This is a genomic window from Pseudomonas sp. B12(2026), assembly GCF_057767015.1.
The window spans coordinates 2,570,130-2,595,000 of the sequence record NZ_CM173430.1 but is presented as its reverse complement, the minus strand read 5'-3'; the positions used below and the strand labels follow the sequence as shown (position 1 = coordinate 2,595,000).

General features: G+C 66.0%; 19 protein-coding genes and 1 tRNA gene (1 of these 20 running past the window's edge). 3 read left to right on the top strand and 17 right to left on the bottom strand.

What is annotated here, in order from left to right:
* The 9 genes from AC3B6A_RS12150 to pqqA all read right to left on the bottom strand — a co-directional run.
* Positions 1–69, bottom strand: the 5' end (the start) of a protein-coding gene (locus tag AC3B6A_RS12150) for a hypothetical protein (protein ID WP_488403025.1). 162 nt of this gene lie to the left of the window's left edge; the window shows 69 of its 231 coding nt (coding positions 1–69); it begins with the start codon at positions 67–69; its stop codon lies beyond the left edge, outside the window.
* Positions 70–179: 110 nt separating this feature from the next.
* Complete coding sequence (locus AC3B6A_RS12145; protein ID WP_488403024.1) at positions 180–1,871, bottom strand: hybrid sensor histidine kinase/response regulator; 1,692 nt, start codon at positions 1,869–1,871, stop codon at positions 180–182.
* Positions 1,855–3,018, bottom strand: a complete 1,164-nt coding sequence (gene ercA, locus AC3B6A_RS12140) for an alcohol dehydrogenase-like regulatory protein ErcA (protein ID WP_488403023.1) — start codon at positions 3,016–3,018, stop codon at positions 1,855–1,857. Before ercA ends, AC3B6A_RS12145 begins: the two co-directional genes overlap by 17 nt.
* Positions 3,019–3,101: 83 nt before the next feature.
* A complete protein-coding gene (locus tag AC3B6A_RS12135; RefSeq protein ID WP_488403021.1) occupies positions 3,102–4,892 on the bottom strand; it encodes a S9 family peptidase in 1,791 nt (596 codons plus the stop codon).
* 2 nt (positions 4,893–4,894) lie between these two features.
* Positions 4,895–6,040 (bottom strand): pyrroloquinoline quinone biosynthesis protein PqqE, encoded by a 1,146-nt coding sequence (pqqE, locus tag AC3B6A_RS12130; protein WP_488403019.1) that lies wholly within the window; start codon positions 6,038–6,040, stop codon positions 4,895–4,897.
* Positions 6,012–6,290: a pyrroloquinoline quinone biosynthesis peptide chaperone PqqD gene (gene pqqD / locus AC3B6A_RS12125; protein WP_488403018.1), complete on the bottom strand. Its 279-nt coding sequence runs from the start codon at positions 6,288–6,290 to the stop codon at positions 6,012–6,014. The genes pqqE and pqqD overlap by 29 nt, the downstream gene beginning before the upstream one ends.
* Positions 6,290–7,039, bottom strand: a complete 750-nt coding sequence (pqqC, locus tag AC3B6A_RS12120; protein ID WP_488403017.1) for a pyrroloquinoline-quinone synthase PqqC — start codon at positions 7,037–7,039, stop codon at positions 6,290–6,292. Before pqqC ends, pqqD begins: the two co-directional genes overlap by 1 nt.
* 19 nt (positions 7,040–7,058) lie before the next feature.
* The gene (pqqB, locus tag AC3B6A_RS12115) at positions 7,059–7,973 is read right to left on the bottom strand and encodes a pyrroloquinoline quinone biosynthesis protein PqqB (RefSeq protein WP_488403016.1); all 915 of its coding nucleotides are present in this window, start codon (positions 7,971–7,973) and stop codon (positions 7,059–7,061) included.
* 47 nt (positions 7,974–8,020) lie between these two features.
* On the bottom strand, positions 8,021–8,092 hold the full coding sequence (pqqA, locus tag AC3B6A_RS12110; protein ID WP_003106462.1) for a pyrroloquinoline quinone precursor peptide PqqA: 72 nt from the start codon (positions 8,090–8,092) through the stop codon (positions 8,021–8,023).
* A gap of 380 nt (positions 8,093–8,472) precedes the next feature.
* On the opposite strand from pqqA, the gene AC3B6A_RS12105 reads away from it, so the two are divergent.
* On the top strand, positions 8,473–10,407 hold the full coding sequence (locus AC3B6A_RS12105; protein WP_488403015.1) for a sigma-54-dependent Fis family transcriptional regulator: 1,935 nt from the start codon (positions 8,473–8,475) through the stop codon (positions 10,405–10,407).
* Between the two features lie 263 nt (positions 10,408–10,670).
* Here AC3B6A_RS12105 and aldA read toward each other — a convergent pair whose 3' ends face one another.
* The 4 genes from aldA to AC3B6A_RS12085 form a co-directional block, all read right to left on the bottom strand.
* Positions 10,671–12,107, bottom strand: coding sequence for an aldehyde dehydrogenase (gene aldA / locus AC3B6A_RS12100; RefSeq protein ID WP_488403013.1), 1,437 nt, complete (start codon positions 12,105–12,107; stop codon positions 10,671–10,673).
* Positions 12,108–12,129: 22 nt separating this feature from the next.
* The gene (locus AC3B6A_RS12095; RefSeq protein WP_488403012.1) at positions 12,130–14,325 is read right to left on the bottom strand and encodes a PQQ-dependent dehydrogenase, methanol/ethanol family; all 2,196 of its coding nucleotides are present in this window, start codon (positions 14,323–14,325) and stop codon (positions 12,130–12,132) included.
* Positions 14,326–14,906: 581 nt separating this feature from the next.
* Positions 14,907–16,427 (bottom strand): acetaldehyde dehydrogenase ExaC, encoded by a 1,521-nt coding sequence (gene exaC, locus AC3B6A_RS12090; protein WP_488403010.1) that lies wholly within the window; start codon positions 16,425–16,427, stop codon positions 14,907–14,909.
* A 687-nt stretch (positions 16,428–17,114) separates the two neighbouring features.
* Complete coding sequence (locus tag AC3B6A_RS12085) at positions 17,115–18,887, bottom strand: methanol/ethanol family PQQ-dependent dehydrogenase (RefSeq protein WP_488403009.1); 1,773 nt, start codon at positions 18,885–18,887, stop codon at positions 17,115–17,117.
* Positions 18,888–19,319: 432 nt separating this feature from the next.
* On the opposite strand from AC3B6A_RS12085, the gene AC3B6A_RS12080 reads away from it, so the two are divergent.
* Together AC3B6A_RS12080 and AC3B6A_RS12075 are read left to right on the top strand one after the other, a co-directional pair.
* Positions 19,320–20,369: a 3-ketosteroid-9-alpha-monooxygenase, oxygenase component gene (locus AC3B6A_RS12080; RefSeq protein ID WP_488403008.1), complete on the top strand. Its 1,050-nt coding sequence runs from the start codon at positions 19,320–19,322 to the stop codon at positions 20,367–20,369.
* Positions 20,370–20,461: 92 nt separating this feature from the next.
* Positions 20,462–21,601, top strand: coding sequence for a helix-turn-helix transcriptional regulator (locus AC3B6A_RS12075; RefSeq protein ID WP_488403006.1), 1,140 nt, complete (start codon positions 20,462–20,464; stop codon positions 21,599–21,601).
* Between the two features lie 294 nt (positions 21,602–21,895).
* Here the strand turns inward: AC3B6A_RS12075 and AC3B6A_RS12070 are convergent, their stop codons facing one another.
* From AC3B6A_RS12070 to uvrC, 4 genes are all read right to left on the bottom strand, one after another.
* Entirely contained in the window at positions 21,896–22,180 is a 285-nt protein-coding gene (locus tag AC3B6A_RS12070) for an integrase arm-type DNA-binding domain-containing protein (protein WP_488403005.1), read from the bottom strand.
* Positions 22,181–22,310: 130 nt separating this feature from the next.
* Positions 22,311–22,386: transfer RNA gene (locus AC3B6A_RS12065), tRNA-Gly, on the bottom strand.
* Positions 22,387–22,450: 64 nt separating this feature from the next.
* Positions 22,451–23,011, bottom strand: coding sequence for a CDP-diacylglycerol--glycerol-3-phosphate 3-phosphatidyltransferase (pgsA, locus tag AC3B6A_RS12060; protein ID WP_488403003.1), 561 nt, complete (start codon positions 23,009–23,011; stop codon positions 22,451–22,453).
* A 33-nt stretch (positions 23,012–23,044) separates the two neighbouring features.
* Positions 23,045–24,871 carry an excinuclease ABC subunit UvrC gene (gene uvrC / locus AC3B6A_RS12055; RefSeq protein WP_488403001.1) on the bottom strand — a complete coding sequence of 609 codons (1,827 nt, stop codon included), beginning with the start codon at positions 24,869–24,871 and terminating at the stop codon, positions 23,045–23,047.

The following is a 24,871-nucleotide window of genomic DNA, read 5'->3' as shown; positions in this document are numbered from 1 at the left end:
ATTTGCGATCACATGGGTATCGAAGGATATGCCCTCGGCAAGCCGTGCCTTTACATCGCCTCGTTTCACTCAAGCCACCACGCCATATCTGAACACTCCCGTTCGCTGCCCCATTATCGTCCGGTGATAATACTACGAGCCGGCGACCGGCCGATGCCCGGGTATCCCGAGGCGCTCCCCTACCCCTGCACCAGCGAACTCAGCACCGCCCTCAGCTTGCCGGGGCGTACCGGCTTGTTCAGCAGCGGGATGCCCAGCCGCTGCAGGGCCTTTCTGCAATCGTCGCTGCGGTCGGCGGTGATCATCACCGCGGGGATGTCGGTGGCGTACCTTTCGCGCAGCGCCTTCACGGCCAGGCAGCCGGTGCGGCCGTAGTCAAGGTGGTAGTCGGCGACGATGATGTCGGGTGCCCGAGGGCCCAGGGCCGCCATGGCCGTCTCAGGGTCCGCCGCGGTGATCACTTCGCAGCCCCATTGCCCCAACAGCGCGGCCATGCTGTAGAGGATCGCCTCTTCGTTGTCGATCACCAGCAGGCGGATTCCCGGCAGCGGGTCGCCGGTGCCGGGACGGGGCGCGCTGGGGGCCGGCTGGCGGGCCGGCAGCTCACCGGCCAGGGGGACTTCGATGGCGAACAGCGAACCGCGGCCCAGCGTCGAGCGCACCTGCACCGCGCAGCCGAGCAGGCCGGCGATGCGATCGACGATCGCCAGCCCCAGGCCGACGCCCTGGCGCTCGGCGGCGCGGCCGACGTCCAGCTGGTTGAACTCGCGGAAGATCGCCTGCAGCTGATCCGCCGGAATCCCGCGGCCGGTATCCCAGACCTCCAGGCGCACCCGGTCGCCGCGCCGGCGCGCCGCCAGCAGCACGCCGCCGCGCTGGGTATAGCGGCAGGCGTTGCTGAGGAAGTTGCGCAGGATGCGCGACACCAGATGCGCGTCGGTGCGCACCCGCAGGTCGGGAATGTGCGCGCGCAGTTGCAGGCCGGAAGCCCGCGCCACGCTGTCGAATTCCGAGGCCAGCGGGCTGAGCAGTTCGTCGAGGTTCAGCGACTCCACATCGGGGCGGATCGCGCTCTGGTCCAGGCGGGAGATTTCCAGCAGGTCGCTCAGCAGGTTCTCCGCGCCCTCCAGGGCCTGGTGCGTGCGCTCCACCAATTGCCGCTCAGCCGTCGGCAGCTGCCGCTCGCGCAGGGTCGAGAGCAGCAGGCGTGCGGCATTCAGCGGTTGCAGCAGGTCGTGGCTGGCCGCCGCCAGGTACTTGTCCTTGGACAGGTTGGCCGCCTCGGCGGCGTCGCGCGCTTCGCGCAGCTGCTGGTTGAGCGTCTCCAGCTCGCGGGTGCGGGCGGCGACGCGCTGCTCCAGTTCCTGGTTGAGGGTCTGCAGGCGCTGCTGGGCCTGGATGCGCTCGGTGATGTCGGCGACGAAGCCTTCCACCAGCCCCTCCTCGTCCGGCTTGAGCAGCAGGTTCATCAGCACGTCGACGTGGCTGCCGTCCTTGCGCAGCAGGCGCGTCTCGTAGCCGAACAGGCCGCCGCGCTCCTGCAGCAGGTCGCGGATGCGGCGCATCTCCGCCTCGCCGCCGGCGAACAGCTGGCTGGCCATGTCCTGCAGGTTCCACAGCACCTGCTGCGGGTCGTCATAGCCGAGCATCCGCGCCAGCGCCGGGTTGGCCGCGCGCAGGCCCTCGCTGAGGCTGACCTGGAAGATGCCGTGCACGGCGTGCTCGAACAGCCATTTATAGCGGTTGCGCTCGGTTTCCAGTTCTTCCAGGCGCGCCAGCAGCTCGGGGTAGTGGCTCTTGCGCGTGGAATGGCTGCCCAGGCCGAGCAGCGCCGCCAGGGCCTCCTGCTGCGGCTCAGAGGGCCTCGCCATAGACCACCTCGACGTCGCGCTGGCTGGACTCGCGCGGGTTGGTGAGGATGCACGGGTCCTGCATGGCGTGGCGCGACAGGAAGGGGATGTCCGAGCTGCCGACGCCATGCGGGCCGAGGGTCTCGTGGAAGCCCACGGCCTGCTTGAAGGCGATCAGGTGCTCGACCAGGCGCTGGCGGATCTGCGCATGGTTCAGGCCCCGGCAGTCGATGCCGAAGGTCTCGGCGATCACCTTGAAGCGCTCCGGCGCGGCGTTGTAGTTGAAGGCCACCACATGCTCGACCAGCACCGCGTTGCACAGCCCGTGCGGCAGGTCCAGGTAGCCGCCGAGGCTGTGCGACATGGCGTGCACCGCGCCGAGGATGGCGTTGGAGAAGGCCAGCCCGGCCTTCATGCTGCCGAGCATGATCTTCTCGCGCAGCGCGATGTCGTTGGGGTTGGCGATCATCTGCACCAGGTTGCCGTTGATCAGGCGCATGGCCTCCAGCGCGTGGCTGTCGGTGAGCGGGCCGTGGCCGGTGGAGACGAAGGCCTCGATGGCGTGGACCAGGGCGTCGATGCCGGTGCAGGCGGAAAGGAAGCCATCCATGCTCAGGGTGGTTTCCGGGTCGATCAGCGACACGTCGGGCACCACCGCCTTGCTGACGATGGAGAACTTCATCCGCTCGTCCTGGTTGGAGATGATCACGAACTGCGAGACGTCGGCCGAGGTGCCGGCGGTGGTCGGGATGAGGATCAGCGGCGGGCTGGGCGTGCGCAGCGTGTCCACGCCCTCGAACTCGAGGATGTTGCGGCCGTGGGCGGCGACGATGCCGATGCCCTTGGCGCAATCCATCGGGCTGCCACCGCCGACCGCGACGATCACGTTGCAGCCCTCGCTGCGGTAGACGTCGGCGCCACGCATCACTTCTTCCACGCGCGGGTTGGGCGAAACCTCGGTGTAAGGGCAGAAAGCGATGCCCTGCGCGGACAGGCTGGCCTCCACGTCGGCGACCCAGCCGGCGGCGAGCACGCCGGGGTCGGACACCAGCAGGACCTTGCGGGCGCCGAAGGTCTTGGCGTAATTGGCAACAGTGTGCCGGCATCCGGCACCGAAAATGATCTCCGGAGAGACGAACTTGCGCAGCAGGCTGAGGTCGGGGCTCATCGTCGGCCTTGTTCTTGTTATGAATTCTATCCGGCGAGCCTACTGCATCCTGCGCTGATTGCAATGCGACCTTGGCCAGGCCATCAGCCGGCCAGCAGGCCCTGGTAGAAGCGCCACTCGGCGTCCAGCGCATGGGCGAGGTTGGCGGCCTGGCGGAAGCCGTGGCGTTCGCCGGGGTAGCGGTGCACCTGCACCGGCACGCCGCGCTGGAGGAGGCTGTCGACCATGGCGTCAGTCTGCGCCGGCACCACCACCGCATCCAGCTCGCCCTGGAAGAAGATCACCGGCGCGCGGATATGCCCGGCCAGCAGCACCGGCGTGCGCTCGCGGTAGCGTTCGGTGTCCTGCTCGGGGTCGCCGATCAGCCAATCCAGGTAATTCGCTTCGAACTTGTGGGTCACCCGCGCCAGGGCCTGCGGGTCGCTGACGCCGTACAGGCTGGCGCCGCCGCGCAGGCCGGCGAGCCGCGCCAGGGCCATCAGCGCGCTGTAGCCGCCGGCACTGGCGCCGCGCACGAACACCCGCTGGCGGTCGATGCGCCCGGCGCGGGCGAGAAAGTCCAGCGCCGCGCCGATGTCCTCCACTTCCACCTGGCCCCAGCCCAGGTGCAGGCGCTCGCGGTAGGCGCGGCCGTAGCCGCTGCTGCCGCGGTAATTCAGATCGGCGACCGCGAAGCCGCGCCGGGTCCAGAACTGGATGCGCCCGTCGAACACCGGGTAGCAGGCCGAGGTCGGCCCGCCGTGGAGGAACACCAGCAGCGGCGGCGGTCCGTCCGGCACCTCGGGCCGGCGCGGCGGGTAGAAGAATCCGCGGCCGCACTCGTCGGCGCCCACCGGGTAATGGAAGGCCTCGCCCCGCGACAGCTCGGCCTCGGCCAGCGGCCGCTCGCCGCCGGCCAGTATCCGGGCCGCGCTATCCGCCCGACTGATCGCCAGCAGCGTCGGCAGACGGTCCGGCGCGGCGGCGATGCAATAGAAGTGGCGCGCGTCGCTCGCCAGGGACCGGAAGCGGCTGTATTCGGGCGCCAGCCGACGTTCGCCGCCGCGCCCGTCGTAGACCAGCAGCACACCGCGTCCTTCTTCATAACGGGTAGCCAGCAGGCCACCGTCGGCGAGCGGCAGGAAGGTCCGCCCGCCCAGTTGCCAGGGCGCGCCGGCATGGTCCGCTGCCGCCGACGGCAGGACGCCGGTCCCTTCGCGGTACGGCTGCCAGTAGCCGCCCAGGTCGCTCAGCCAGTGCAATCGGCCGTCCTCGGCAAAGCGCGGTTGCTGGATGGATTCGTGGCTGGCCTGCCCGGCGAGGCAACGCTGCTCGCCGGCGCGGGTTTCGCACAGGCGGGTGCGCGTCCAGGGTTGCTCGGGGTGGTCCCACTCCACCCAGGCGATGCGTTCGGCGCGGTCGTCCGCGACCGGCGAGGCATAGAAGTCCGCACCTTCGACGATCACCCGGCGGCGGCCATCGGCGTCCAGGCGGACGATGCGGTGGCTGCCGCCCTCCTCCTCCACCGCCAGCAGCGCATTCCAGGCGGGGACGTAGTGCAGGTCGCCGTAGCGGCAGTCATTACGGAAGGTAATCGAACGCGGCTCGCCGCCCAGGCGCAGCCAGCGCACCTGCTGGTCGCCCTCTTCCACCCAGGCCACGCCGTCGGCAGTGGCGCAGCAGGCACCGCCGCCGTATTCGTAGACCCGGCTGCGCACCGAGGCACCCGGCGGGGTCAACTCCTGCAATGCATCTTCGCGCCACAGATACAACCGGCAGCGGGCGCTCGCCGGATCGAACTCCAGCCACAGCAGCCCGCCGTGGGCGACATGCAGCTCGGCGAAGTCGCGCCCGGCGGCCACCGCGCGCTCGGCGCTCCAGTCGCTGCGCTGCATCCTCAGCCCTTGCAGATCAGCTGCGAGGCGCGGGTGTTGCGCCAGGTCAGCTGCTCCAGGGACAACGGCGCTTCCTCGGCCTGGCGGCGGGCGTCGAGGATCTTCCCGTGGTGCTCCGACTTCGCGCACACCGGGTCGGTGGCGTCGGCGTCGCCGGTCAGCATGTAGGCCTGGCAGCGGCAGCCGCCGTGGTCGCGTTCCTTTTCCGAGCAGGACCGGCACGGCTCGGGCATCCAGGCGTCACCACGGAAGCGGTTGAAGCCGAACGACTCGTACCAGATGTGCTGCAGGCTGTGCTCGCGCACGTTGGGGAACTTCACCGGCAGCTGGCGCGCGCTGTGGCACGGCAGCGCGGTGCCGTCCGGGGTGACGTCGAGGAACACGCTGCCCCAGCCGCCCATGCAGGCCTTGGGGCGTTCCTCGTAGTAATCCGGGGTGACGAAGATCAGCTTGCACGGGTTGCCGGCGGCGGCCAGGCGCTCGCGGTACTCGTTGGTGATGCGCTCGGCGCGCGCCAGTTGCTCGCGGGTCGGCAGCAGGCCGGCGCGGTTGAGTTCGGCCCAGCCGTAGAACTGGCAGGTGGCGAGTTCGACGAAGTCGGCTTCCAGCTCGATGCACAGCTCGATGATGTTCGCGATGTTGTCGATGTTGTGCCGGTGGGTGACGAAGTTCAGCACCATCGGGTAGCCGTGGGCCTTCACCGCACGGGCCATGGCCAGTTTCTGGGCGAAGGCCTTGCGCGAGCCGGCGAGCAGGTTGTTCACCTCCTCGTCGGCGGCCTGGAAGCTGATCTGGATATGGTCCAGCCCAGCCTCGGCGAACGCCTTCAGGCGCGCCTCGCTGAGGCCGATGCCGGAGGTGATCAGGTTGGTGTAGAAGCCCAGCTCGCGCGCAGCACCGATCAGCTCGGCGAGGTCCTGGCGCAGCAGCGGCTCGCCGCCGGAGAAGCCCAGTTGCGCGGCGCCCAGCTCGCGGGCCTGGCGGAACACCTCGATCCACTGCGCGGTGGACAGCTCGCCCTCGCGCTGGGCGAAGTCCAGCGGGTTGGAGCAGTACGGGCATTGCAGCGGGCAGCGGTAGGTCAGCTCCGCCAGCAGCCACAGCGGCGGGCCGACCCTCTCAGTGCAGCTCGATCCAGTATTGGGCATGGGCCACCTCGAGGAACGCCAGGATGTCTTCGTCGATGCCCGGCACGCCGGGGAAGCTCGCGCGCAGCACGTCGATGATCGCGGCGACGTCGCGCCGGCCGTCGACGCGCTGGAGGATTTCCCCGGCGCTGTCGTTGAGCTTCACCATGCCCTCCGGGTACAGCAGCACATGGCAGCCCTGGGCCGGCTCGAATTGCAGGCGGAAGCCGCGACGGATCGACGGCACGCTGTCCAGCGACGGCAGGCTCATCACAGCAGCCCCCGGTGCCAGACGCGCTCGGCCGTCACCGTGTGGTACGGCGGACGGCCCAGCTCGTAGGCCATGCTCATGGCGTCGAGCATGCTCCACAGCACGTCGAGCTTGAACTGCAGGATCTCCAGCATGCGCTCCTGGGCCTCGCGGGTGCGGTAGTGCTCCAGGGTGATCCGCAGGCCGTGCTCGACGTCGCGCCGCGCCTGGGACAGGCGGCCGCGGAAGTAGTCGTAGCCGCCCGCGTCGATCCACGGGTAGTGCTGCGGCCAGCTGTCCAGCCGCGACTGGTGGATCTGCGGGGCGAACAGCTCGGTCAGCGAGCTGCTGGCCGCTTCCTGCCAGCTGGCGCGGCGGGCGAAGTTGACGTAGGCGTCCACCGCGAAGCGCACGCCGGGCAGCACCAGTTCCTGCGACAGCACCTGCGCGCGGTCCAGCCCCACTGACTCCGCCAGGCGCAGCCAGGCCTCAATGCCGCCGGGCTCGCCGGCGCGACCGTCGTGGTCGAGGATGCGTTGCAGCCACTCGCGGCGCACCTCGCGGTCCGGGCAGTTGGCGAGGATCGCCGCGTCCTTCAGCGGAATGTTCACCTGGTAATAGAAGCGGTTGGCCACCCAGCCCTGGATCTGCTCGCGGGTGGCGCGGCCTTCGTACATGGCCACGTGGAACGGGTGGAAGATGTGGTAGCAGGCGCCCTTGGCGCGCAGCGCCTGCTCGAATTCGGCGGGGCTCATGGCTTCGCGGGTCATCGCGTGTTCCTTCCTCAGCCTACAGCGGGATGTCCATGCCATCGAAGGCGACCTCGATGCCGTGCGCGTCCAGTTCGGCGCGCTCGGGCGAGGCGGTGTCGAGGATGGGATTGGTGTTGTTGATGTGGATGAGCACCTTGCGCGGCCCGTCGATGCCGTCGAGCACTTCGATCATGCCCCCCGGCCCGCTCTGCGGCAGGTGGCCCATCTCGCTGCCGAGCTTGTCGCCCACCTCGCAGACGCGCATCTCGTCGTCGCGCCACAGCGTGCCGTCCACCAGCAGGCAGTCGGCGCGGCGCATCCAGGCCAGCAGGCCGTCGTCCACCTGACCCAGGCCGGGGGCGTAGAACAGCTTGCCGCCGCTGCGCAGGTCCTCGACGAACAGGCCGATGTTGTCGCCCGGATGCGGGTTGCCGCGGTGCGGCGAGTACGGCGGCGCGCTGCTGCGCAGGGCGATGGCGGTGATGCGCAGGCCCGGGCAGGCCGGGATGGCGAAGGGTTTGGCGTCGAGCTCGATGAGCCGGTGCTTAAGCCCGCCGTTCCAGTGCGAGAGCATGGGGAACAGCGGAAAGCCGGTGGACAGGTCCTGATGGACCATCTCGGTGCACCACACTTCATGCGGGCAGCCCTCGCGCAGGCTGAGCAGACCGGTGGTGTGGTCGATCTGGCTATCCAGCAGGACGATCGCGGCGATCGCCGAATCGCGCACCCGCCGCGCCGGTTGCAGCGCCGGGAACGACGCCAGCTGGGCGCGGATGTCGGGCGATGCGTTGCAGAGAATCCAGTTCTCGCCGTCGTCGGACAGGGCGATCGACGACTGGGTGCGCGGCTGGGCGATCACGCTGCCGTCGCGCACGCCGCGGCAGTTGCGGCAGTTGCAGTTCCACTGGGGGAAACCGCCACCGGCGGCCGCCCCGAGAATTCGAATGTGCATGACAGTGCCCCGTGGGCAAGGGCCCCGGCGGACCGGGGCCGAGTGGATCAGCGGTTGGCGAAGTACAGGGTCACTTCGAAGCCAAGGCGCAGGTCGGTGAAGCTAGGCTTGGTCCACATGGGTCTGTCCTCTTGTTGTAGGCCGGTCGATCCCGGCAGATCGAGTTAAACACCAGGGTCAGGCACTCCGAATGATACTTTCGAAGGAGATTCCCCCCTGATTTGGTAGCGGGCCCGCGACAGCTGTCGCGCCCCGCCGCTACAACTGTCCCATCGCTGCGACAGCCGTTGCCCGGTTGCGCCCGCGCCTTCCGGCGGCGGGCAGTCTGGCGCGGGGCTCGGCGCCCCGCGCGGAGTGATTCGGCACAGGCCTTGCTCAGGCTCTCGTTGGCCGTGACCCAGCGGTCTAGACTAGCCAGTCCCGGGGCCGGCCGCCCAGGCCGCCGGTCCCATACAAAAACAATGCGCCGCAGTTCAGCTGACGGCCGCCGGGAGTGACCATGCACCCACGATCCCTGGAAAACTGCCCGAACGACCTTGCCGCCTTCATCGCCGATCATTTCGGCGAGCGTGACATCCAGCCCGAGGGCGCCATCGCGCGCTCCTGGTACCGCAGCGTGATGGAGCACCATCTCGACCCGCGCGCGCGGGCGGAAAAGCACATCCTCACCGCCGGAGAAATCCGCGAGCACCAGAGCCTGCACCAGGACTACCTGGCCATCGCCAGCCAGGGCGTCACCGGCCTCGCCCGGCGCGTGCTGCCGGCGGGCTTCGCGGTGCTGCTCAGCGACGAGCACGGCATCACCCTCGACGCGCGCCTGCCCAGCGAGCGCGACCGCTATACCCAGGCCGGGCTGATCGTCGGCGCGCGCTGGGACGAATCCATCGCCGGCACCAACGGCATCGGCACCGCCCTGGCCGCCGGCGAGGCGCTGACCATCCACCGCCAGGAGCATTTCCTGGTGAGCAACTTCCGCCTGAGCTGCTCGGTGGCGCCGATCTTCGACGCCCAGCACCGGCTGCGCGGCTGCCTGAACGCCACCTGCCTGTACAACGACGGGCCCAAGGACGCGCAGTACCTGACCCTGCAGCTGGTGATCCTGTATGCCCGGCTGATCGAGAACGCCAGCTTCCGCCAGCGCTACCGCGACCGCCTGACCCTGTCGGTGAAGGCCTGCGACGAGGTGTCGGACCTGGCCAACGAACAGCTGATCGCCCTCGACGAACAGGGCCGGGTGATCGGCGGCAACCACGCCGCCTTCACCGCCTGCCGCGGCGAGCTGCTGGGCAGCCGCATCGAGCAGCTGCTGGAGGCGGACGTCGACCAGCTCCTCGACCTGAGCAAGGGCGGCGCGCGCGGTATTCGCCTGCGCACCCTGGCTGACGATGCACAGGTGGACGTGGGCCTGCGCACCCCGGCCAGCCCGCCGCGCCGCAGCGCTCCAGGCCGCGCCGGGTCGGACAGCCCGGAGCACCCCGACCTCGCCCGCCTCGCCGGCGCCGACCCGCGCCTGCAGGACGGCGTGCGCAAGCTGCGCAAGGTGCTCGACAAGGGCATCGCCATCCTGGTCACCGGCGAAACCGGCACCGGCAAGGAAGCCTTCGCCCGCGCCATCCACCAGGCCAGCGCGCGCCACGCCGGGCCCTTCGTCGCGCTGAACTGCGCGGCGATCCCGGAAAGCCTGATCGAGAGCGAACTCTTCGGCTACCGCGGCGGCAGCTTCACCGGCGCCAGCAAGAAAGGCATGAAGGGCAAGCTGGAGCTGGCCAACGGCGGCACGCTGTTCCTCGACGAGATCGGCGACATGCCCGCGCACCTGCAGACGCGCCTGCTGCGCGTGCTGGCCGAGCGGGAAATCCTCCCGCTGGGCGCCGAGGCGCCGGTGGCGCTGGACGTGCAGGTGGTTTCCGCGACCCACCAGAACCTGGCCGAGATGATCCGCGCCAAGGGCTTCCGCGAGGACCTGTTCTACCGCCTCGCCGGCATGACCTTGCAGCTGCCCGCCCTGCGCCAACGCAGCGACCGCGAGGCGCTGATCGACAGCCTGCTGGCCAGCCTGGGCGGCAACCTGCGCCTCGACGCCGCCGTGCGCGAGCGCCTGCGCGACCATCCCTGGCCGGGCAACATCCGCCAGCTGCTGAACTGCCTGCGCTACGCCGCCGCGCTCGCCGAGGACGGCCGCATCGACCTGGACTGCCTGCCGATGGAACTGCATCAGGCCGCTCCCGCCGTCGCTTTCGACGCGCAGCCGGTGGCACCCGCCAGCGCCCTCTCCGCCCGCCTGGACGACGACGAGGCGCGCCACCTGCTGGCGGCGCTGCGCGAGCGGCAGTGGAACATCAGTGCGGTGGCGGAACAGTTCGGCATTGCCCGGTCGACCCTGTATCGGAAGATGAAGAAGCACGGCATCGTGCAGCCCAACGCGCTGTATTGATCCCTTCCTTTTTCCCTGCGTCCGGCGAACCGGGCGCAGGGAAAAAGGAGCGAGCCACACCTGGCAAGGACGGCCCGCCCAATCAAAACGATGACTTGTTCCTGGGCGCGTCCAGGACAGTCAGTGCCTGCCTTTTCCCTCACCCCAGCCCTCTCCCGGAGGGAGAGGGTGCAGTTCGTGCCGGCTGATGCATGAGTTTCAACCTGCACCAAACGGTCCCCTCTCCCGCGTGCGGGAGAGGGTTAGGGTGAGGGGCTCTTGGCTCACTCCTGCGCGTAAACCACGTGGGTGTGCGTGTACTCGTACAGCCCATGCTTGCCGTCCGCGCCGCCGATGCCGGATTTGCGCGTGCCGGCGTGGAAGCCCTGCATCGCCTCGAAGTTCTCGCGGTTGATGTAGGTCTCGCCGAAGTCCAGCTCACGGCTGGCCTTGAGCGCGGCGCCGAGGTTGCGGGTGTAGATCGACGAGGTCAGGCCGTAGTCGCTGGCGTTGGCCAGGGCGATGGCTTCGTCGAGATCCTCCACCACCTGGATCGGCAGCACCGGGCCGAAGATTTCCTTGCGCATGATCTCCATGTCGCCGCTGCAGCCGGCGAGCACGGTGGGCTGGTAGTGGAAGCCCTTGCCGAGATCGGCCACGGCGCCGCCGGTGATGACCTGCGCGCCCTGCCCGGTCGCGGTGCGGACCATCTGCGCGACCTTGTCCAGGCCGATGCGGTTGACCAGCGGGCCCATGTCCAGGTCGGCCTGCAGGTTCGGGTCGCCGAAGCGGGTGGCGGCCATGGCGGCGGCGATCTTCTCGATGAACTGGTCGGCCACCTGGCGCTGCACGTAGACGCGCTCGGCGCAGTTGCACACCTGTCCGGTGTTGATCACCCGCGAGGCCTTGATGGCGTTCACCGCCAGCTCCAGGTCGGCGTCCGCGAGGACGATGGCCGGCGCCTTGCCGCCCAGTTCCAGGTTCAGCCTGGTGATGTTCGGCGCGGCCGCAGCCATGATCCGCGAACCGGTGGCGACGCTGCCGGTGAAGCTGATCAGGTCCACCCCGGCGTGGCTGGTCAGCGCGCTGCCGGCGCTGGCCCCGGTGCCGCCGACGACGTTGAATACGCCGCTGGGCAGGTCGGTCTCCGCCACCAGGCGGGCGAACTCGAAGCAGTTGATCGGCGTTTCCTCGCTGGGCTTGATGACGATGGTGTTGCCGGTCAGCAGCGCCGGCGCCATCTTCCGCGCGATGAGGAAGAACGGGAAGTTCCACGGCAGGATGCCGGCCACCACGCCCACCGGCTTGCGCAGCAGGAAGATGTGCTCGCCGGCGCGGTCGCTGGTCAGCACTTCGCCTTCCAGGCGGCGCGCCCACTCGGCCATGTAGTCGAGGTAGTCGGCGGTGAAGTTCACCTCCACTTCCGCCAGCGCCGGCACCTTGCCCTGCTCGGCGGTGATGATCCTCGCCAGGCGCGGCGCGTTGGCGCGCACCTTCTCGGCGATGCGCCGCAGGTAGCCGGCACGCTCGATGGCCGGCTTCGCCGCCCAGGCCTTCTGCGCGGCGCGGGCGGCGCCGATGGCGGCGTCCACCTGGGCCGCGCTGGCCTCGGGGATGCGCGCCAGCAGCTCATCGTTGGCCGGGTTGCGCACCTCGATCAACGGCTCGCCGGCGACGAAGCGGTTGTCGATGTAGTGCTGGTAGGTCGTTACTTCGGTCATGAGTCGGTCTCCTGTTGGACGGTCACTTGGCGGCGGTCTTCTGCGCGCCGGCCAGCTGTTCCTTGAGGTCGTAGGCGCGCTTGATCAGGTACTGGTGCACGGCCTCGGCCTGCTGCGGGTCGAGGTGGCCCTGGAACGAGGGCATGCCGTCGGGGATGCGTCCGCCGTAGATGATGCCGAGGAAGCGCTGGTGGTTTTCCGCGCTGAGGGTGCGCAGGTCGGGCAGCACGCCGCCGCTGATGGCGTTGATGCCGTGGCACTGCGAACAGCTGGAGTTGAACAGCTCGCGGCCCTGGTCGATCTGCAAGGGGGTGCCGGTCAGCGCCGGCGGCTCGGGCTTGCGGTCGGCCCACTTGTAGTGGATGTCCGGCAGCTTGGCGGTGCCGCCGAGCTTGTAGGTCAGCACCTGGGCGTTGGGCTTCACCCCGGCGCGCAGCGACAGGGCGCCGGCGAAGGTGGAGAAGGCGCCGCCCCAGCCGGCCATGAAGGTCACGTACTGCTCGCCGTCCACTTCATAGGTGATGGGCGCGGCCATCACGCCGGTGTTGGCCGGGGATTCCCAGAGCTTCCTGCCGGTCTCGGCGGCGTAGGCCACCACGCGGCCGTCGGCGGTGCCTTCGAACACCAGGTTGCCGGCGGTGCTCAGGGTGCCGCCGTTGAAGATGGTGCTGTAGGGCACTTCCCAGCGTTTTTCCTGCTTCACCGGGTCCCAGGCGATCAGCTTGCCGGTCCAGGTGTCGGCGATCTTGCGCAGGCCCTCCGGGTCCTCGGGCATCATCCCGGTGTTCACGTCGAGCTGGTAGATGCTCTTGAACTTCGAGCGCGGCGGCGCGCCGTCGACGTCCTGGTACATCGCCGACATGATGTGCGCCGGGATGTAGACCAGGCCCGTGCCGGGGTTGTACGACATCGGCTGCCAGTCGTGCGCGCCCCAGAAGGCCGGCTGGATCAGGCGCGCCTTCTTCTGCGGGTCCTTCCAGTATTCGGCGACCTTCTCGTTGCGGATCGGCCGGCCGGTCTTCAGGTCCACGCCGGTGGCCCAGTTGATCGGCACGATGTTGTTGGCCGAGAGCAGCTTGCCGGTCTCGCGGTCGATGACGTAGAAGAAGCCGTTCTTCGGCGCCTGCATCAGCACCTTGCGCGGCTTGCCGTCGATCTCCAGGTCCACCAGCATGATGTGCGCGGTGGCGGTGAAGTCCCAGGCGTCGCCCGGCGTGGTCTGGTAGTGCCAGACGTATTCGCCGTTGTCCGGGTTGATCGCGACGATGGACGAGAGGAACAGGTTGTCGCCCTTGCCTTCGCTGCGGATGCGCGGGTTCCACGAGGAGCCGTTGCCGACGCCGATGTACAGCAGGTTCAGCTCGGGGTCGTAGGACATCGAGTCCCACACGGTGCCGCCACCGCCCTGCCTGGCGTAGTTGTCGCCGAACCAGGTCTTGGCGGCGATTTCCATGCCCTTGCCCTTGGGCATTTCCTTGGGGTCGCCGGGCACGGTGAAGAAGCGCCAGTCCTGCTTGCCGGTCTCGGCGTCGTAGGCGGTGATGTAGCCGCGCACGCCGAACTCGGCGCCGCCGTTGCCGATGATCACCTTGCCCTTCACGATGCGCGGCGCGCCGGTGATGGTGATGCTGCGCGACGGGTCGGTGCGGGTGTCGACGCTCCACACGCGCTTGCCGGTCCTGGCGTCGATGGCTTCCAGGCGGCCGTCGAGCACGCCGACGTAGACCTTGCCCTTCCACACCGCCACGCCACGGTTCACCGCATCGCAGCAGGCTTCGCCGGCGCGGCTGCGGTCGGACTGCGGGTCGTACTTCCACAGCAGCTTGCCGGTGCGGGCGTCCAGTGCGTAGACGATGGAGAACGGCCCGGTGGTGTACATCACGCCATCGACCACGATGGGCGTGGCTTCCACGCCGCGGTCGATGTCCAGCTTGTAGCTCCAGGCCAGTCCCAGGCCGCCGACGTTGCTCTGGTCGATCTGCTTGAGCGGGCTGTAGCGCTGCTCGTCGTAGGTACGGCCGGTGGCCATCCAGTTGCCCGGCTCGCTGTTGGCGGCGGCGATGCGCTTGCCATCGACGTTGGCCGGACTCTCGGCAGGATTGTCGGCGGCGTGGAGGTGGGGCGACAGGCCGGCCATCAGCAGCGAGGCGGTCAGCAGGGAATGACGCAGGGCGGGTTGCAGGTGAACGGAAGGCACGTGCAGGCCAATCGATCTCATGGAGGTTCTCCGATTCTTGTTGGTGCCGCGGATCGTTCACCACGGCCTGGAAGGCTCAGAGCAACCGCTGTGCCAGGGTTTTCGAATTGGTCTGGAGGGCTTGCCGTTCGGGGCTTCTGGCGTTTTCTGCCGGAGTCGATGCGGGCGTTGCGGGCGCTACAGGTGTCGCGCGGGAGGGAGGCAGGTGTTGCGAGCGCGGGACGCCGGAAGCGCACTTGTAGGATGGGTGGAGCGCAGCGATACCCATGCGCTCGGTATGAGGAAGATGATGGATATCGCTGCGCTCCACGCCATCCTACGCAGAGTTGGCCGGCGGGCTTGGCGCGGGGCGGGCACAGGTCACGATGTGGTCGCTCTTCGTAGGAGCGAGCTTGCTCGCGAACCGTCCCCTCCAAAAAAGAAAACGCGGCCGGAGCCGCGTTCGACGAAGGCCGTCACCCGAGGAAGTGGGCACGGAAGCGGACGGCCGCCCGAGCGGGCGCGTCGACACAAGGACCGCCCGGCGGGTCGCCGGGCGTTACACCGGAAGAGTGGCCGGCGAACCCGATGGGGGGGAAGGTTCGCCGGCATAGCACCTGGGATCAGAAGAAGCCCAGCGGGTTGATGTCGTAGCTGACCAGCAGGTTCTTGGTCTGCTGGTAATGGTCGAGCATCATCTTGTGGGTCTCGCGGCCGACGCCGGATTTCTTGTAGCCACCGAAGGCGGCGTGCGCCGGGTACAGGTGGTAGCAGTTGGTCCACACGCGGCCGGCCTTGATCCCGCGGCCCATGCGCCAGGCGCGGTTGATGTCGCGGGTCCAGAGACCGGCGCCGAGGCCGAACTCGGTGTCGTTGGCGATCGCCAGGGCCTCGGCCTCGTCCTTGAAGGTGGTGACGCCGACCACCGGGCCGAAGATTTCCTCCTGGAACACGCGCATGGCGTTGTGGCCCTTGAGCAGGGTCGGCTGGATGTAATAGCCGCTGGCGAGGTCGCCGTTCAGGCGCTCCACCTGGCCGCCGGCGAGGACCTGCGCGCCTTCGTTCTGGGCAATGTCGAGGTAGGAGAGGATCTTCTCGTACTGCTGCTGCGAGGCCTGGGCGCCGACCATGGTGTCGGTGTCCAGCGGGTTGCCGCGCTTGATCTGGGCGATCTTCTTCTGCACCTCGGCCATGAACGGCTCGAAGATGGATTCCTGCACCAGCGCGCGCGACGGGCAGGTGCACACCTCGCCCTGGTTGAAGTAGGCCAGCACCAGACCCTCGGCGGCCTTCTCGATGAAGCTCGGCTCGGCCTGCATGATGTCTTCGAAGAAGATGTTCGGGCTCTTGCCGCCCAGCTCGACGGTGGACGGGATGATGTTCTCCGCCGCGCAGTGGAGGATGTGCGAGCCCACCGGGGTGGAGCCGGTGAAGGCGATCTTGGCGATGCGCTTGCTGGTGGCCAGCGCCTGGCCCGCTTCCTTGCCGAAGCCCTGGACGATGTTGAGCACGCCCGGCGGCAGCAGGTCACCGGCGATCTCGGCCAGCAGCATGATCGACAGCGGGGTCTGCTCGGCCGGCTTGAGCACCACGCAGTTGCCGGCGGCCAGGGCCGGGGCGAGTTTCCAGGCGGCCATCAGCAGCGGGAAGTTCCACGGGATGATCTGCCCGACCACGCCCAGCGGTTCGTGGAGGTGATAGGCCACGGTGCTGTCGTTGATCTCGGCGGCGCCGCCTTCCTGGGCGCGGATGCAGCCGGCGAAGTAGCGGAAGTGGTCGGCGGCCAGCGGCACGTCGGCGTTGAGCGTCTCGCGCACGGCCTTGCCGTTGTCCCAGGTCTCGGCCACGGCCAGCGCTTCGAGATTCTGTTCGATGCGGTCGGCGATCTTCAGCAGGATCAGCGAGCGGTCCTGCACCGAAGTGCGGCCCCAGGCGTCGGCGGCGGCATGGGCGGCGTCCAGCGCGCGCTCGACGTCCTCGGCGGTGGAGCGGGGAAACTCGGCGATGGCCTGGCCATTCACCGGCGAGGTGTTGGTGAAGTACTGGCCGAGCACCGGCGCGACGAACTCACCACCGATGTAGTTGCCGTAGCGCGGTTTGAGGGTGACGACGGCGCCGGGGGTTCCGGGTGCGGCGTAGATCATGGGGGATGCTCTCCTGTCAGGTCCCGGCCCACATCGGCCGAGTCATGGGGCGATCTTAGGCAGCGCCCTTCCCGCCCCGGAATGCACCCATGGAAGCGGTGGCTTACTCATTTGGTAGTAGATGCGCCGCATGGGCTCTTCGTAGGAGCGGACCTTGTCCGCGAAGCTCCTGAGCGGGGCCGATCGCGGACAAGGTCCGCTCCTACAAGAGCAGTCCCCAAGCGCGCTGTGCTTTGGGCTTCGGGGTTTGGCTTTTGAAGACTTCCAGAGAAACCTCCGCGCACACCGGAGCGCCCCTTCAGGAGGCCGAGTGGAATCGGAGTTTCAGGGGTCGAGCGGCATGGATGCCGCGAGAGCGTTGTCGGGCCAGGGATGGCCCGTCAACGCGGGCCCCTGAAACTTCGATGGAGCGAGGGAACCCCGGCGAAGCCGGGGCCGGATGCAGGGGCACAGACCTTTGCCTACTTTGGGGCACTTGCCAAAGTAGGTCGCCCGAGGGGGCGAAACCAAATCTCCCAGCACACGCCGAAGCGGCGCAGAAATACCCAACCAAGAGCATCGCGGACGGAGTCCGCTCCTACGCGAGCCGGCACCGTAGCCAAGGTCAGACAACAGCACCAATTCGTGTGCCCTCCAAAAAACAAAGGGCCGGCACCTGGCCGACCCTCTGCTCACCTCACCGGAACATCACTTCTTGGCCACCAGATCCTTCGGCAGCTTGAAGGTCCAGATCATCCCGCCCTGGTCCAGGTCCTTGATCCGCTTGGCCACCTCACCGCCCCACAGCGGCACCGCGCCACCCCAGCCGGAGAGCACGGTGACGTACTGCTCGCCGTCCATCTCCCAGGTGATCGGCGAGGCGATCACGCCCGAGCCGGTGTTGAACTCGTAGAGCTTCTTGCCGGACTTGGCGTCGAAGGCCATCAGGTAACCCTCGGGGTTGCCGGTGAACACCAGGTTGCCGTGGGTCGCCAGCACGCCGCCCCACAGCGGCGCGTAGTTCTCGTAGCGCCACACCTGCTTGCCGGTCTTCGGGTCGATGGCGCGCAGCACGCCGATGTACTTCTCGTTCAGCGGCTTGATGGTGAAGCCCGCCCCCAGGTACGCCGCGCCCTTCTTGTAGGCGATGTTCTCGTTCCACATGTCCATGCCCCACTCGTTGGACGGCACGTAGAACAGGCCGGTGTCCTGGCTGTAGGCCATGGGCATCCAGTTCTTGCCGCCGAGGAAGGACGGCGAGACGAACACCGAGGAACCCTTCTCGGTCCCCTGCCCCGGCGCACCCGGACGGTGAGCGTCGTCGTAGACCGGCCGGCCGTCCTTATCCAGGCCCTTGGCCCAGGTCACCTTGTCGACGAAGGGGAAGCCGCGGATGAACTTGCCGTTGGTGCGGTCGAGCACGTAGAAGAAGCCGTTGCGGTCGGCGGTGGCCGCGGCTTGCACGTTCTTGCCGCCGTCCTTGTAGTCGAAGGACACCAGTTCGTTGACGCCGTCGAAGTCCCAGCCGTCGTGCGGGGTGGTCTGGAAGTGCCACTTGATCGAGCCGTCCTCCGGGTTCAGCGCCAGGCGCGAGGAGGAGAACAGGTTGTCGCCCGGACGCAGGTGCGAGTTCCACGGCGACGGGTTGCCGGTGCCGATGAACAACGAGTCGGTGCTCGGGTCGTAGTAGCCGCCCAGCCAGGGTGCGGCGCCGCCGGTCTTCCACAGGTCGCCCGGCCAGCTCTTGCCCGCCTCGCCGCCGGAAATGCCGTTCTCGACGGCCTTGCCGTCCTTGTAGACGTAGCCCATGTGGCCTTCGACGGTCGGACGGCTCCACAGCAGCTCGCCGTTGGTGGGGTTGTACGCCTCGATCTTGCCGACCACGCCGAACTCGCCGCCGGCCACGCCGGTGATCAGCTTACCCTTGGCGATCAGCGGCGCGGCGGAAATGGAGTAACCGGCCTTGTAGTCGGCCACGGTCTTCTTCCACACCACCTTGCCGGTGTCCTTGTTCAGCGCGACCAGCTTGGCGTCGAGGGTGCCGAAGATCACCAGGTCGCCGTACAGCGCGACGCCGCGGTTGATCACGTCACAGCAGGGCATGATGCCGTCGGGCAGGCGCGCGTCGTACTGCCAGAGCTTGCGCCCGGTGCGCGCGTCCACCGCGAACACCCGCGAGTAGGACGCGGTGACGTACATCACGCCATCCTTCACCAGCGGCTGGGCCTGCTGGCCGCGCTGCTTCTCGCCGCCGAAGGACAGCGCCCACACCGGCCGCAGTTCCTTCACGTTGTCGCTGTTCAGGGTCGCCAGCGGGCTGAAGCGCTGGCCCTGCTGGTTGATGCCGTTGACCACGATCTGGTCGGTGCGCTTGGCGGAATCACTGATGTCCTGGTCGGTGACCCCGGCATGGGCGCCCAGGCTGGCCAGGCTGATGGCGGTGAACAGCACGGTGCGGGCGAAAGGTTGAAGCTGTCTCATGGCGGCTGCCTCTGCGGAATTGTTGTTGTAGCCGGGAAAATTTCCCGGTGTGCCGCAGATTCTTGGTTTGGTGCCCCCGGCCAACAATTGAACGCAGTGCCGAATTTCCTAGTTCCTTGGTAGCAATACCGGGCTGCCAAGACGCGAAAATGCTGGCTTTCGCAGGAGCGGACCCAGTCCGCGATCAGCCTTGTGCGAGGACCATCGCGGACGGAGCCCGCCCCTACGTCTGGGGATGGCTGGGAGTGTTCCTGCAGGAACGGGAGAGATGCCTAGTTCCTTGCTCGCGAATTCATCCTGCAGGACGAAGGACCAGAGCGCCGCTCTCGCCCATTCAGACGATGCCGCAGTCGACAAGCATTGCAAAATCCGGTCGAGGCATTACCCGCAGTCCACCTTCTGCCTGCGGTTACCTGACGGGAGAACAACAAGATGAACACTCTGCACCGTATCGAAGCAAAAACCATAGAAGATCGTTACGCGCGCGGCTGGCACTGCCTCGGGCTGACCGGCCAATACCGCGACGGCAAGGCCCATCGCCTGGAAGTCTTCGGCACCAGCCTGGTGGTCTTCCAGGGCGAGGATGGTCAATTGCACGTCCTCGATGGCTATTGCCCGCACATGGGCGCCGACCTGAGTGAAGGCTGCGTGGAAGGTAACGGCGTGCGCTGCCCATTCCATGAGTGGCACTGGGGGGCCGACGGCGTCTGCGACGATATCCCCTATGCCAAGCGCATACCGCCTCGAGCCAGGATTAAGGCTTGGCCGGTCATGGAACAGAACCATCTGCTGTTTGTTTGGAACGACCCGGAAGGAAATCCGCCAATTCCAGATCAGGCAATTCCTAGAATTGATGAGTGCTATGACGATGAGTGGGCAACGTGGGAAGTCGCCGAGCTTCGCATCGATACCAACTGCCGTGAGTTGGTTGATAACGTTGCCGACATGGCACACTTCGATAGCGTTCACAGGGCCCCTATCGATGAATTCAGCAATCACTTCGAGGGCCACAAAGCCACGCAATTTATGCGGGGACGGAGCGAGCGGCTTTCTGGAGATAGCGAGTTGCGCACCGAGTCTACTTACTTCGGACCTGCATATCAGATCACGAAGATGACTGGTGCGATGGGCGGGCAACCGATCCAGTCGATCCTGCTGAACTGCCACGTCCCTATCGACCAGAACAGCTTCACGTTACGTTACGGTGTTCTAGTAAAAAAACTCCCAGGCGTGTCCGCCGAAGAAAATAAAGAAATGGCGGAAGCATATATTGAACAAGCGCGGTTGGCATTTTACGAAGACGTGGCAATCTGGCACAGTAAAATCAGGGTAGACAATCCACTCCTCTGCGATGGCGACGGCCCAATCTACCAACTCAGAAAGTGGTATGAGCAGTTCTATACCAATATCGCAGACCTACCAGCAAGCATCGCCGAACGCAAAGATTTTCTTATTTACTCGCGCAAAGAACAACAGGCCTAGATATCGGTTCCTCTGCCTTCAGGAACCAGTTAACGTGCAATACCCGCCGCCTTGACTGGCGGCGTTATTAAAATAATAAAAAGGTATACAAAATGGCACAGACCCGCCCACTCTCGATCGAAGAGTTCAGCAAACTTGTAGAAAGCTTGTACAGGGGACCGCTCGAACAAACTCCGTGGCAAACTTTCCTGAACGATTTGAAAAAACGACTCGACGCCAAGTATGTAACGTTCATTATTCGCCCTCCAAGCGATGCATTTGACGGAATAATAGTAAATACCAATGGTAGCTCCGCCGCAGTAACCGCCTCTTACAACCGCTATTACTTCAACATCGATCCATTTGTGGACATTCCTGCCGGGCAGATAGTTACGCTCGCAGAAATGATTCCACGCGAGACCCTGCTCAATTCGGAGTTTTATCAGAGCTTTTTAAGGCCGGCCGGCGTATTTCACATACTCGGCACAGACATAAAAACGAGCGATGGAGTTCTTTGCCGCATTCGAATCAGCCGCGACGAAGAAGCGCGCGGCTTCAACGAGACAGACAAAGGTATACTTTCCTTATTCCTACCACATCTTGAACAATCAGTTCTCCTGCATACCCAGCTCAATCGAATAGAGTCTGAGAGAAACCTGTACGCGGGGGCTATTGAGCAATTTGCGGTCGGCACAATAATTCTCGATGAAAAGGGCAGCGTGCTTCAAACCAATCAAGTAGCAGACGAGCTACTAGCAGAAAAGGATGGCCTTCGCCTGAATGGCGAAACTCTGCAAATTGGTACAGCGAGGGATAATCAGGAGTTCCGACGCCTGATCAAACAGGCGCTATGTTCTCAGAAAGGTGAAAACCAACCATCAATTGTGGAGGCAATGCGCATTCAACGCCCATCGGGCCGTGCAGATCTCGGGCTGATTGTCCGCTCTGTTCCCTTAAGCGAATGGAGCGAGGGAAAGCACTGTCCAGCCGTTGTCATCTTTGTCAGTGATCCCGAGCAGAAGTCGAAAGCTCCGCAGGAAATAGTGAAAGCGCTATTCGACCTTACTCACGCGGAAGCTTCACTGGCTCTACTTTTATCAAATGGCTTAACGCTGGACGAGTCCTCAGAGCAACTCGGGATAAGCCGGAATACCGCTAGAGCGCATCTCCGTTCGACATTTTCGAAAACGGGCATTACCAGGCAGACAATGCTGGTGCGTTTAATTCTGAGAAGTGTTGCCACACTGGGATAGGCAGAACAAACCGAAAATAAAAAGAAGGAGCAAGCAAAATGCTCAAACTCACACCCATACTTGCTTTCATTCTTTTCTTTTTCTTGGTTTTTGGAACCTTCTATTATCTTCGCAACTACGATAATCCCACACATTATACGGCAGGCAGGTCCGCACCCTGTGGTGTTGGCAGTTGCTTCAAACAGTTCTGAGAGCACGGCATCCTCCTGCACAACATACGACAGTTGGCAGAAGATCCTTCTTGAAGATGCGCTGGATTTGCTCCCGAGGTGCTTTGCCGACCGGCCTTCCGGCTCAACTTACGAGACTCGAACACTGTTCGCATACCCGCAGGAACGTGCGCTCCTCGACCAGCAGCGCGAGCCGGCGCTCCTGGTTGCGGTGCTTGCGAGGGTTGATGCCATGGGCAACCAGTTCACGAGCTTCGTCGCGACGGGTGGGAGCTTCTTTGAGGGAAATTTCGGGACATGCCCCGAGAGAGAACTGTTTTGCTTCCCGTTCCAGCTGTAACGGAAATGCCAGCTTTGCTGCCTTCAGGGATGCGACCAGTGAGAGGTCGCCGATGTCACCGAGGGGCACGTCTTGCCGGTGGTCTTGAATGGACTAAAAAGCACCGGACTCCGGTAGACGTCACCGGAATGAAAAAAGGGGCTTTCGCCCCTTCTTTCGGTGATCTACAGAATGCCTTGGAACCCTATAGATCGATATTTGGAGCGGGAAACGAGACTCGAACTCGCGACCCCGACCTTGGCAAGGTCGTGCTCTACCAACTGAGCTATTCCCGCGTCGTGTTGACGGGCGCCATTCTAACGTTTTGAAAAGCCCTGTCAACTCCTTGATTCAAAAAACTTATTTCTCTTTCGGGGTGGTGTTGAGATGGGGCCAGGCGGCAAGCAGATAGTGCAGCATGGACCACAGGGTCAATACGGCCGCAACGATCAGCAGCACATAACCCACCACCACCCAGAAGCTCATCAGCGGCGTATTGGCCAGCAGGATGACCAGCGCCAGCATCTGCGCCGCGGTCTTCCATTTGCCGAGGTTGGAAACGGCTACGTGCGCCCTCGCCCCCAGTTCGGCCATCCATTCGCGCAGCGCCGACACCACGATCTCGCGACCGATGATGATCACCGCCGGCAGCGTCAGCCACAGGTTCGCGTGCTCTTCCACCAGCAGCACCAGGGCGGTCGCCACCATCAGCTTGTCCGCCACCGGATCGAGGAAGGCTCCGAACGGCGTGCTCTGCCCCAGGCGGCGCGCCAGGTAGCCGTCCAGCCAGTCGGTGGCGGCCGCCAGGGCGAACACGGCGCTGGCCGCCAGATGGCTGGCGGGGAACGGAAAGTAGAACAGCAGGATGAAGATCGGAATGAGCAGAACGCGGAGCAGTGTGAGCAGGTTCGGGATATTCATCGGGTCGGGATGTCTGCGGGTTGAGCGGGCATTCTACTCGCTGTGAAGAACCGCATAAATCTGCTCAGCCAGCTTTTTACTGATGCCGGGGGACTTGGCAATCTCATCGATACTTGCTCGCGACAGTTCCTGCAACCCGCCGAAATGCTTGAGCAGGTCGCGCCGGCGCTTGGGCCCCACGCCTGGCACGTCCTCGAGCGTGGAGGTACGGCGCGCCTTTCCCCGCCGTGCGCGGTGGCCGGTAATCGCGAAGCGGTGCGCCTCGTCGCGGATCTGCTGGATCAGGTGCAGCGCCGGTGAATCGGCGGGCAGCGTGAATTCGTGTTCGGCATCGTTCAGGTAGAGGGTCTCCAGGCCCGGCTTGCGGGTGACGCCCTTGGCCACGCCGAGCAGCGTCAACCCGACCACCGCCAGCTCCTGCAGCACTTCCTGCGCCATGGCCAACTGGCCCTTGCCGCCGTCGACCAGGAGGATATCCGGCATCTTGCCCTCGCCCTCCTTCAGCCGGCTGAAGCGCCGCGTCAGCGCCTGGTGCATTGCCGCATAGTCGTCGCCCGCGGTCACGCCTTCGATATTGAAGCGCCGGTAGTCCGACTTCAGCGCCCCCTCCGGCCCGAACACCACGCAGGAAGCGACAGTGGCCTCGCCGCTGGAATGGCTGATGTCGAAGCACTCGAGGCGTTGCGGCGGCTCGGCCAGATCCAGCGCATCGCCCAGCGCATCGAAGCGCGCCGCCATGTGCTGGCGATTGGCAAGACGCGCCGCCAGGGCCTGCTCGGCGTTGGTCACGGCCAGTTGCTGCCAGCGCGCACGGGTGCCACGCACGCGATGGCTGATTTCCAGCGACTTGCCGCGGGACGCCTCGATCGCCGACACCAGCACCGGGAAGTCCTCGTGCACGGCGTTGACGATGAGTTCGCCCGGCAGGTCGCGCTCGTGGTGACTGAGGTAGTACTGCCCGAGGAAGGCCAGCAGCACATCGCCCACCTCCTCCTCGATCGCCACCTGCGGGAAGAAGTTCTTGCTGCCCAGCACCCGGCCGCCGCGCACGCTGATCAGGTGCACACAGGCGCCGCCCGGCGTGACGATAGCGGCAACCACGTCGACGTTGCCGCTGCCGCCCTCCATGCTCTGCTGGTCCTGCACGCGCCGCAGGATGGCCACCTGGTCGCGCAGTTCGGCGGCTTTCTCGAACTCCAGGCGCGTGGCGGCCTGCTCCATGCCGACGGTGAGCTCATCCGCCAGCACATTGCTGCGCCCTTCGAGGAACATGATCGAGTGACGCACGTCCTCGGCGTATTCCTCTTCGCTGACCAGCCCGACGCAGGGCGCCTTGCAGCGCTTGATCTGGTACTGCAGGCAGGGCCGCGTGCGATTGCGGAAGTAGCTGTCCTCGCACTGTCGGACGAAGAAGGCCTTCTGCAGCAACGCCAGGCTTTCACGGATGGCGCCCGCGCTGGGGTACGGGCCGAAATAGCGCCCCTTCTGCTTCTTCGCGCCGCGATGGATCGTCAGCCGGGGGAAGCTGTCCTCGCTGGAGAGAAAGACATAGGGATAGGACTTGTCGTCCCGCAGCAGGATGTTATAGGGCGGCCGCCACTCCTTGATCAGCGTCTGCTCCAGCAGCAGCGCCTCGGTTTCGTTGGCGGTGATGGTCGTCTCGACCTGGGCGATCCGTGCCACCAGGGCAGCGGTCTTCGGCGCCAGGCCGGACTTGCGGAAATAGCTGGAAAGCCGCTTCTTGAGGTCCTTCGCCTTGCCGACGTAGAGCAGCTTGGCGTCCGCATCGAACATGCGGTAGACGCCCGGCCGCCCGCTGCAGGTGGCCAGGAACGCCGCTGAATCGAATCCTGCGGCCAT

Bases quoted from the DNA above. Each gene is read 5' to 3' on its own strand.
- AC3B6A_RS12135 (WP_488403021.1), bottom strand. From the start codon at position 4,892: ATGCAGCGCAGCGACTGGAGCGCCGAGCGCGCGGTGGCCGCCGGGCGC.
- pqqB (WP_488403016.1), bottom strand. From the start codon at position 7,973: ATGCACATTCGAATTCTCGGGGCGGCCGCCGGTGGCGGTTTCCCCCAG.
- AC3B6A_RS12095 (WP_488403012.1), bottom strand. From the start codon at position 14,325: ATGAGATCGATTGGCCTGCACGTGCCTTCCGTTCACCTGCAACCCGCC.
- AC3B6A_RS12085 (WP_488403009.1), bottom strand. From the start codon at position 18,887: ATGAGACAGCTTCAACCTTTCGCCCGCACCGTGCTGTTCACCGCCATC.
- exaC (WP_488403010.1), bottom strand. From the start codon at position 16,427: ATGATCTACGCCGCACCCGGAACCCCCGGCGCCGTCGTCACCCTCAAA.
- aldA (WP_488403013.1), bottom strand. From the start codon at position 12,107: ATGACCGAAGTAACGACCTACCAGCACTACATCGACAACCGCTTCGTC.
- pgsA (WP_488403003.1), bottom strand. From the start codon at position 23,011: ATGAATATCCCGAACCTGCTCACACTGCTCCGCGTTCTGCTCATTCCG.
- pqqE (WP_488403019.1), bottom strand. From the start codon at position 6,040: ATGCCCAATACTGGATCGAGCTGCACTGAGAGGGTCGGCCCGCCGCTG.
- pqqD (WP_488403018.1), bottom strand. From the start codon at position 6,290: ATGAGCCTGCCGTCGCTGGACAGCGTGCCGTCGATCCGTCGCGGCTTC.
- AC3B6A_RS12105 (WP_488403015.1), top strand. From the start codon at position 8,473: ATGCACCCACGATCCCTGGAAAACTGCCCGAACGACCTTGCCGCCTTC.
- pqqC (WP_488403017.1), bottom strand. From the start codon at position 7,039: ATGACCCGCGAAGCCATGAGCCCCGCCGAATTCGAGCAGGCGCTGCGC.
- AC3B6A_RS12145 (WP_488403024.1), bottom strand. From the start codon at position 1,871: ATGGCGAGGCCCTCTGAGCCGCAGCAGGAGGCCCTGGCGGCGCTGCTC.
- AC3B6A_RS12080 (WP_488403008.1), top strand. From the start codon at position 19,320: ATGAACACTCTGCACCGTATCGAAGCAAAAACCATAGAAGATCGTTAC.
- ercA (WP_488403023.1), bottom strand. From the start codon at position 3,018: ATGAGCCCCGACCTCAGCCTGCTGCGCAAGTTCGTCTCTCCGGAGATC.
- uvrC (WP_488403001.1), bottom strand. From the start codon at position 24,871: ATGGCCGCAGGATTCGATTCAGCGGCGTTCCTGGCCACCTGCAGCGGG.
- AC3B6A_RS12075 (WP_488403006.1), top strand. From the start codon at position 20,462: ATGGCACAGACCCGCCCACTCTCGATCGAAGAGTTCAGCAAACTTGTA.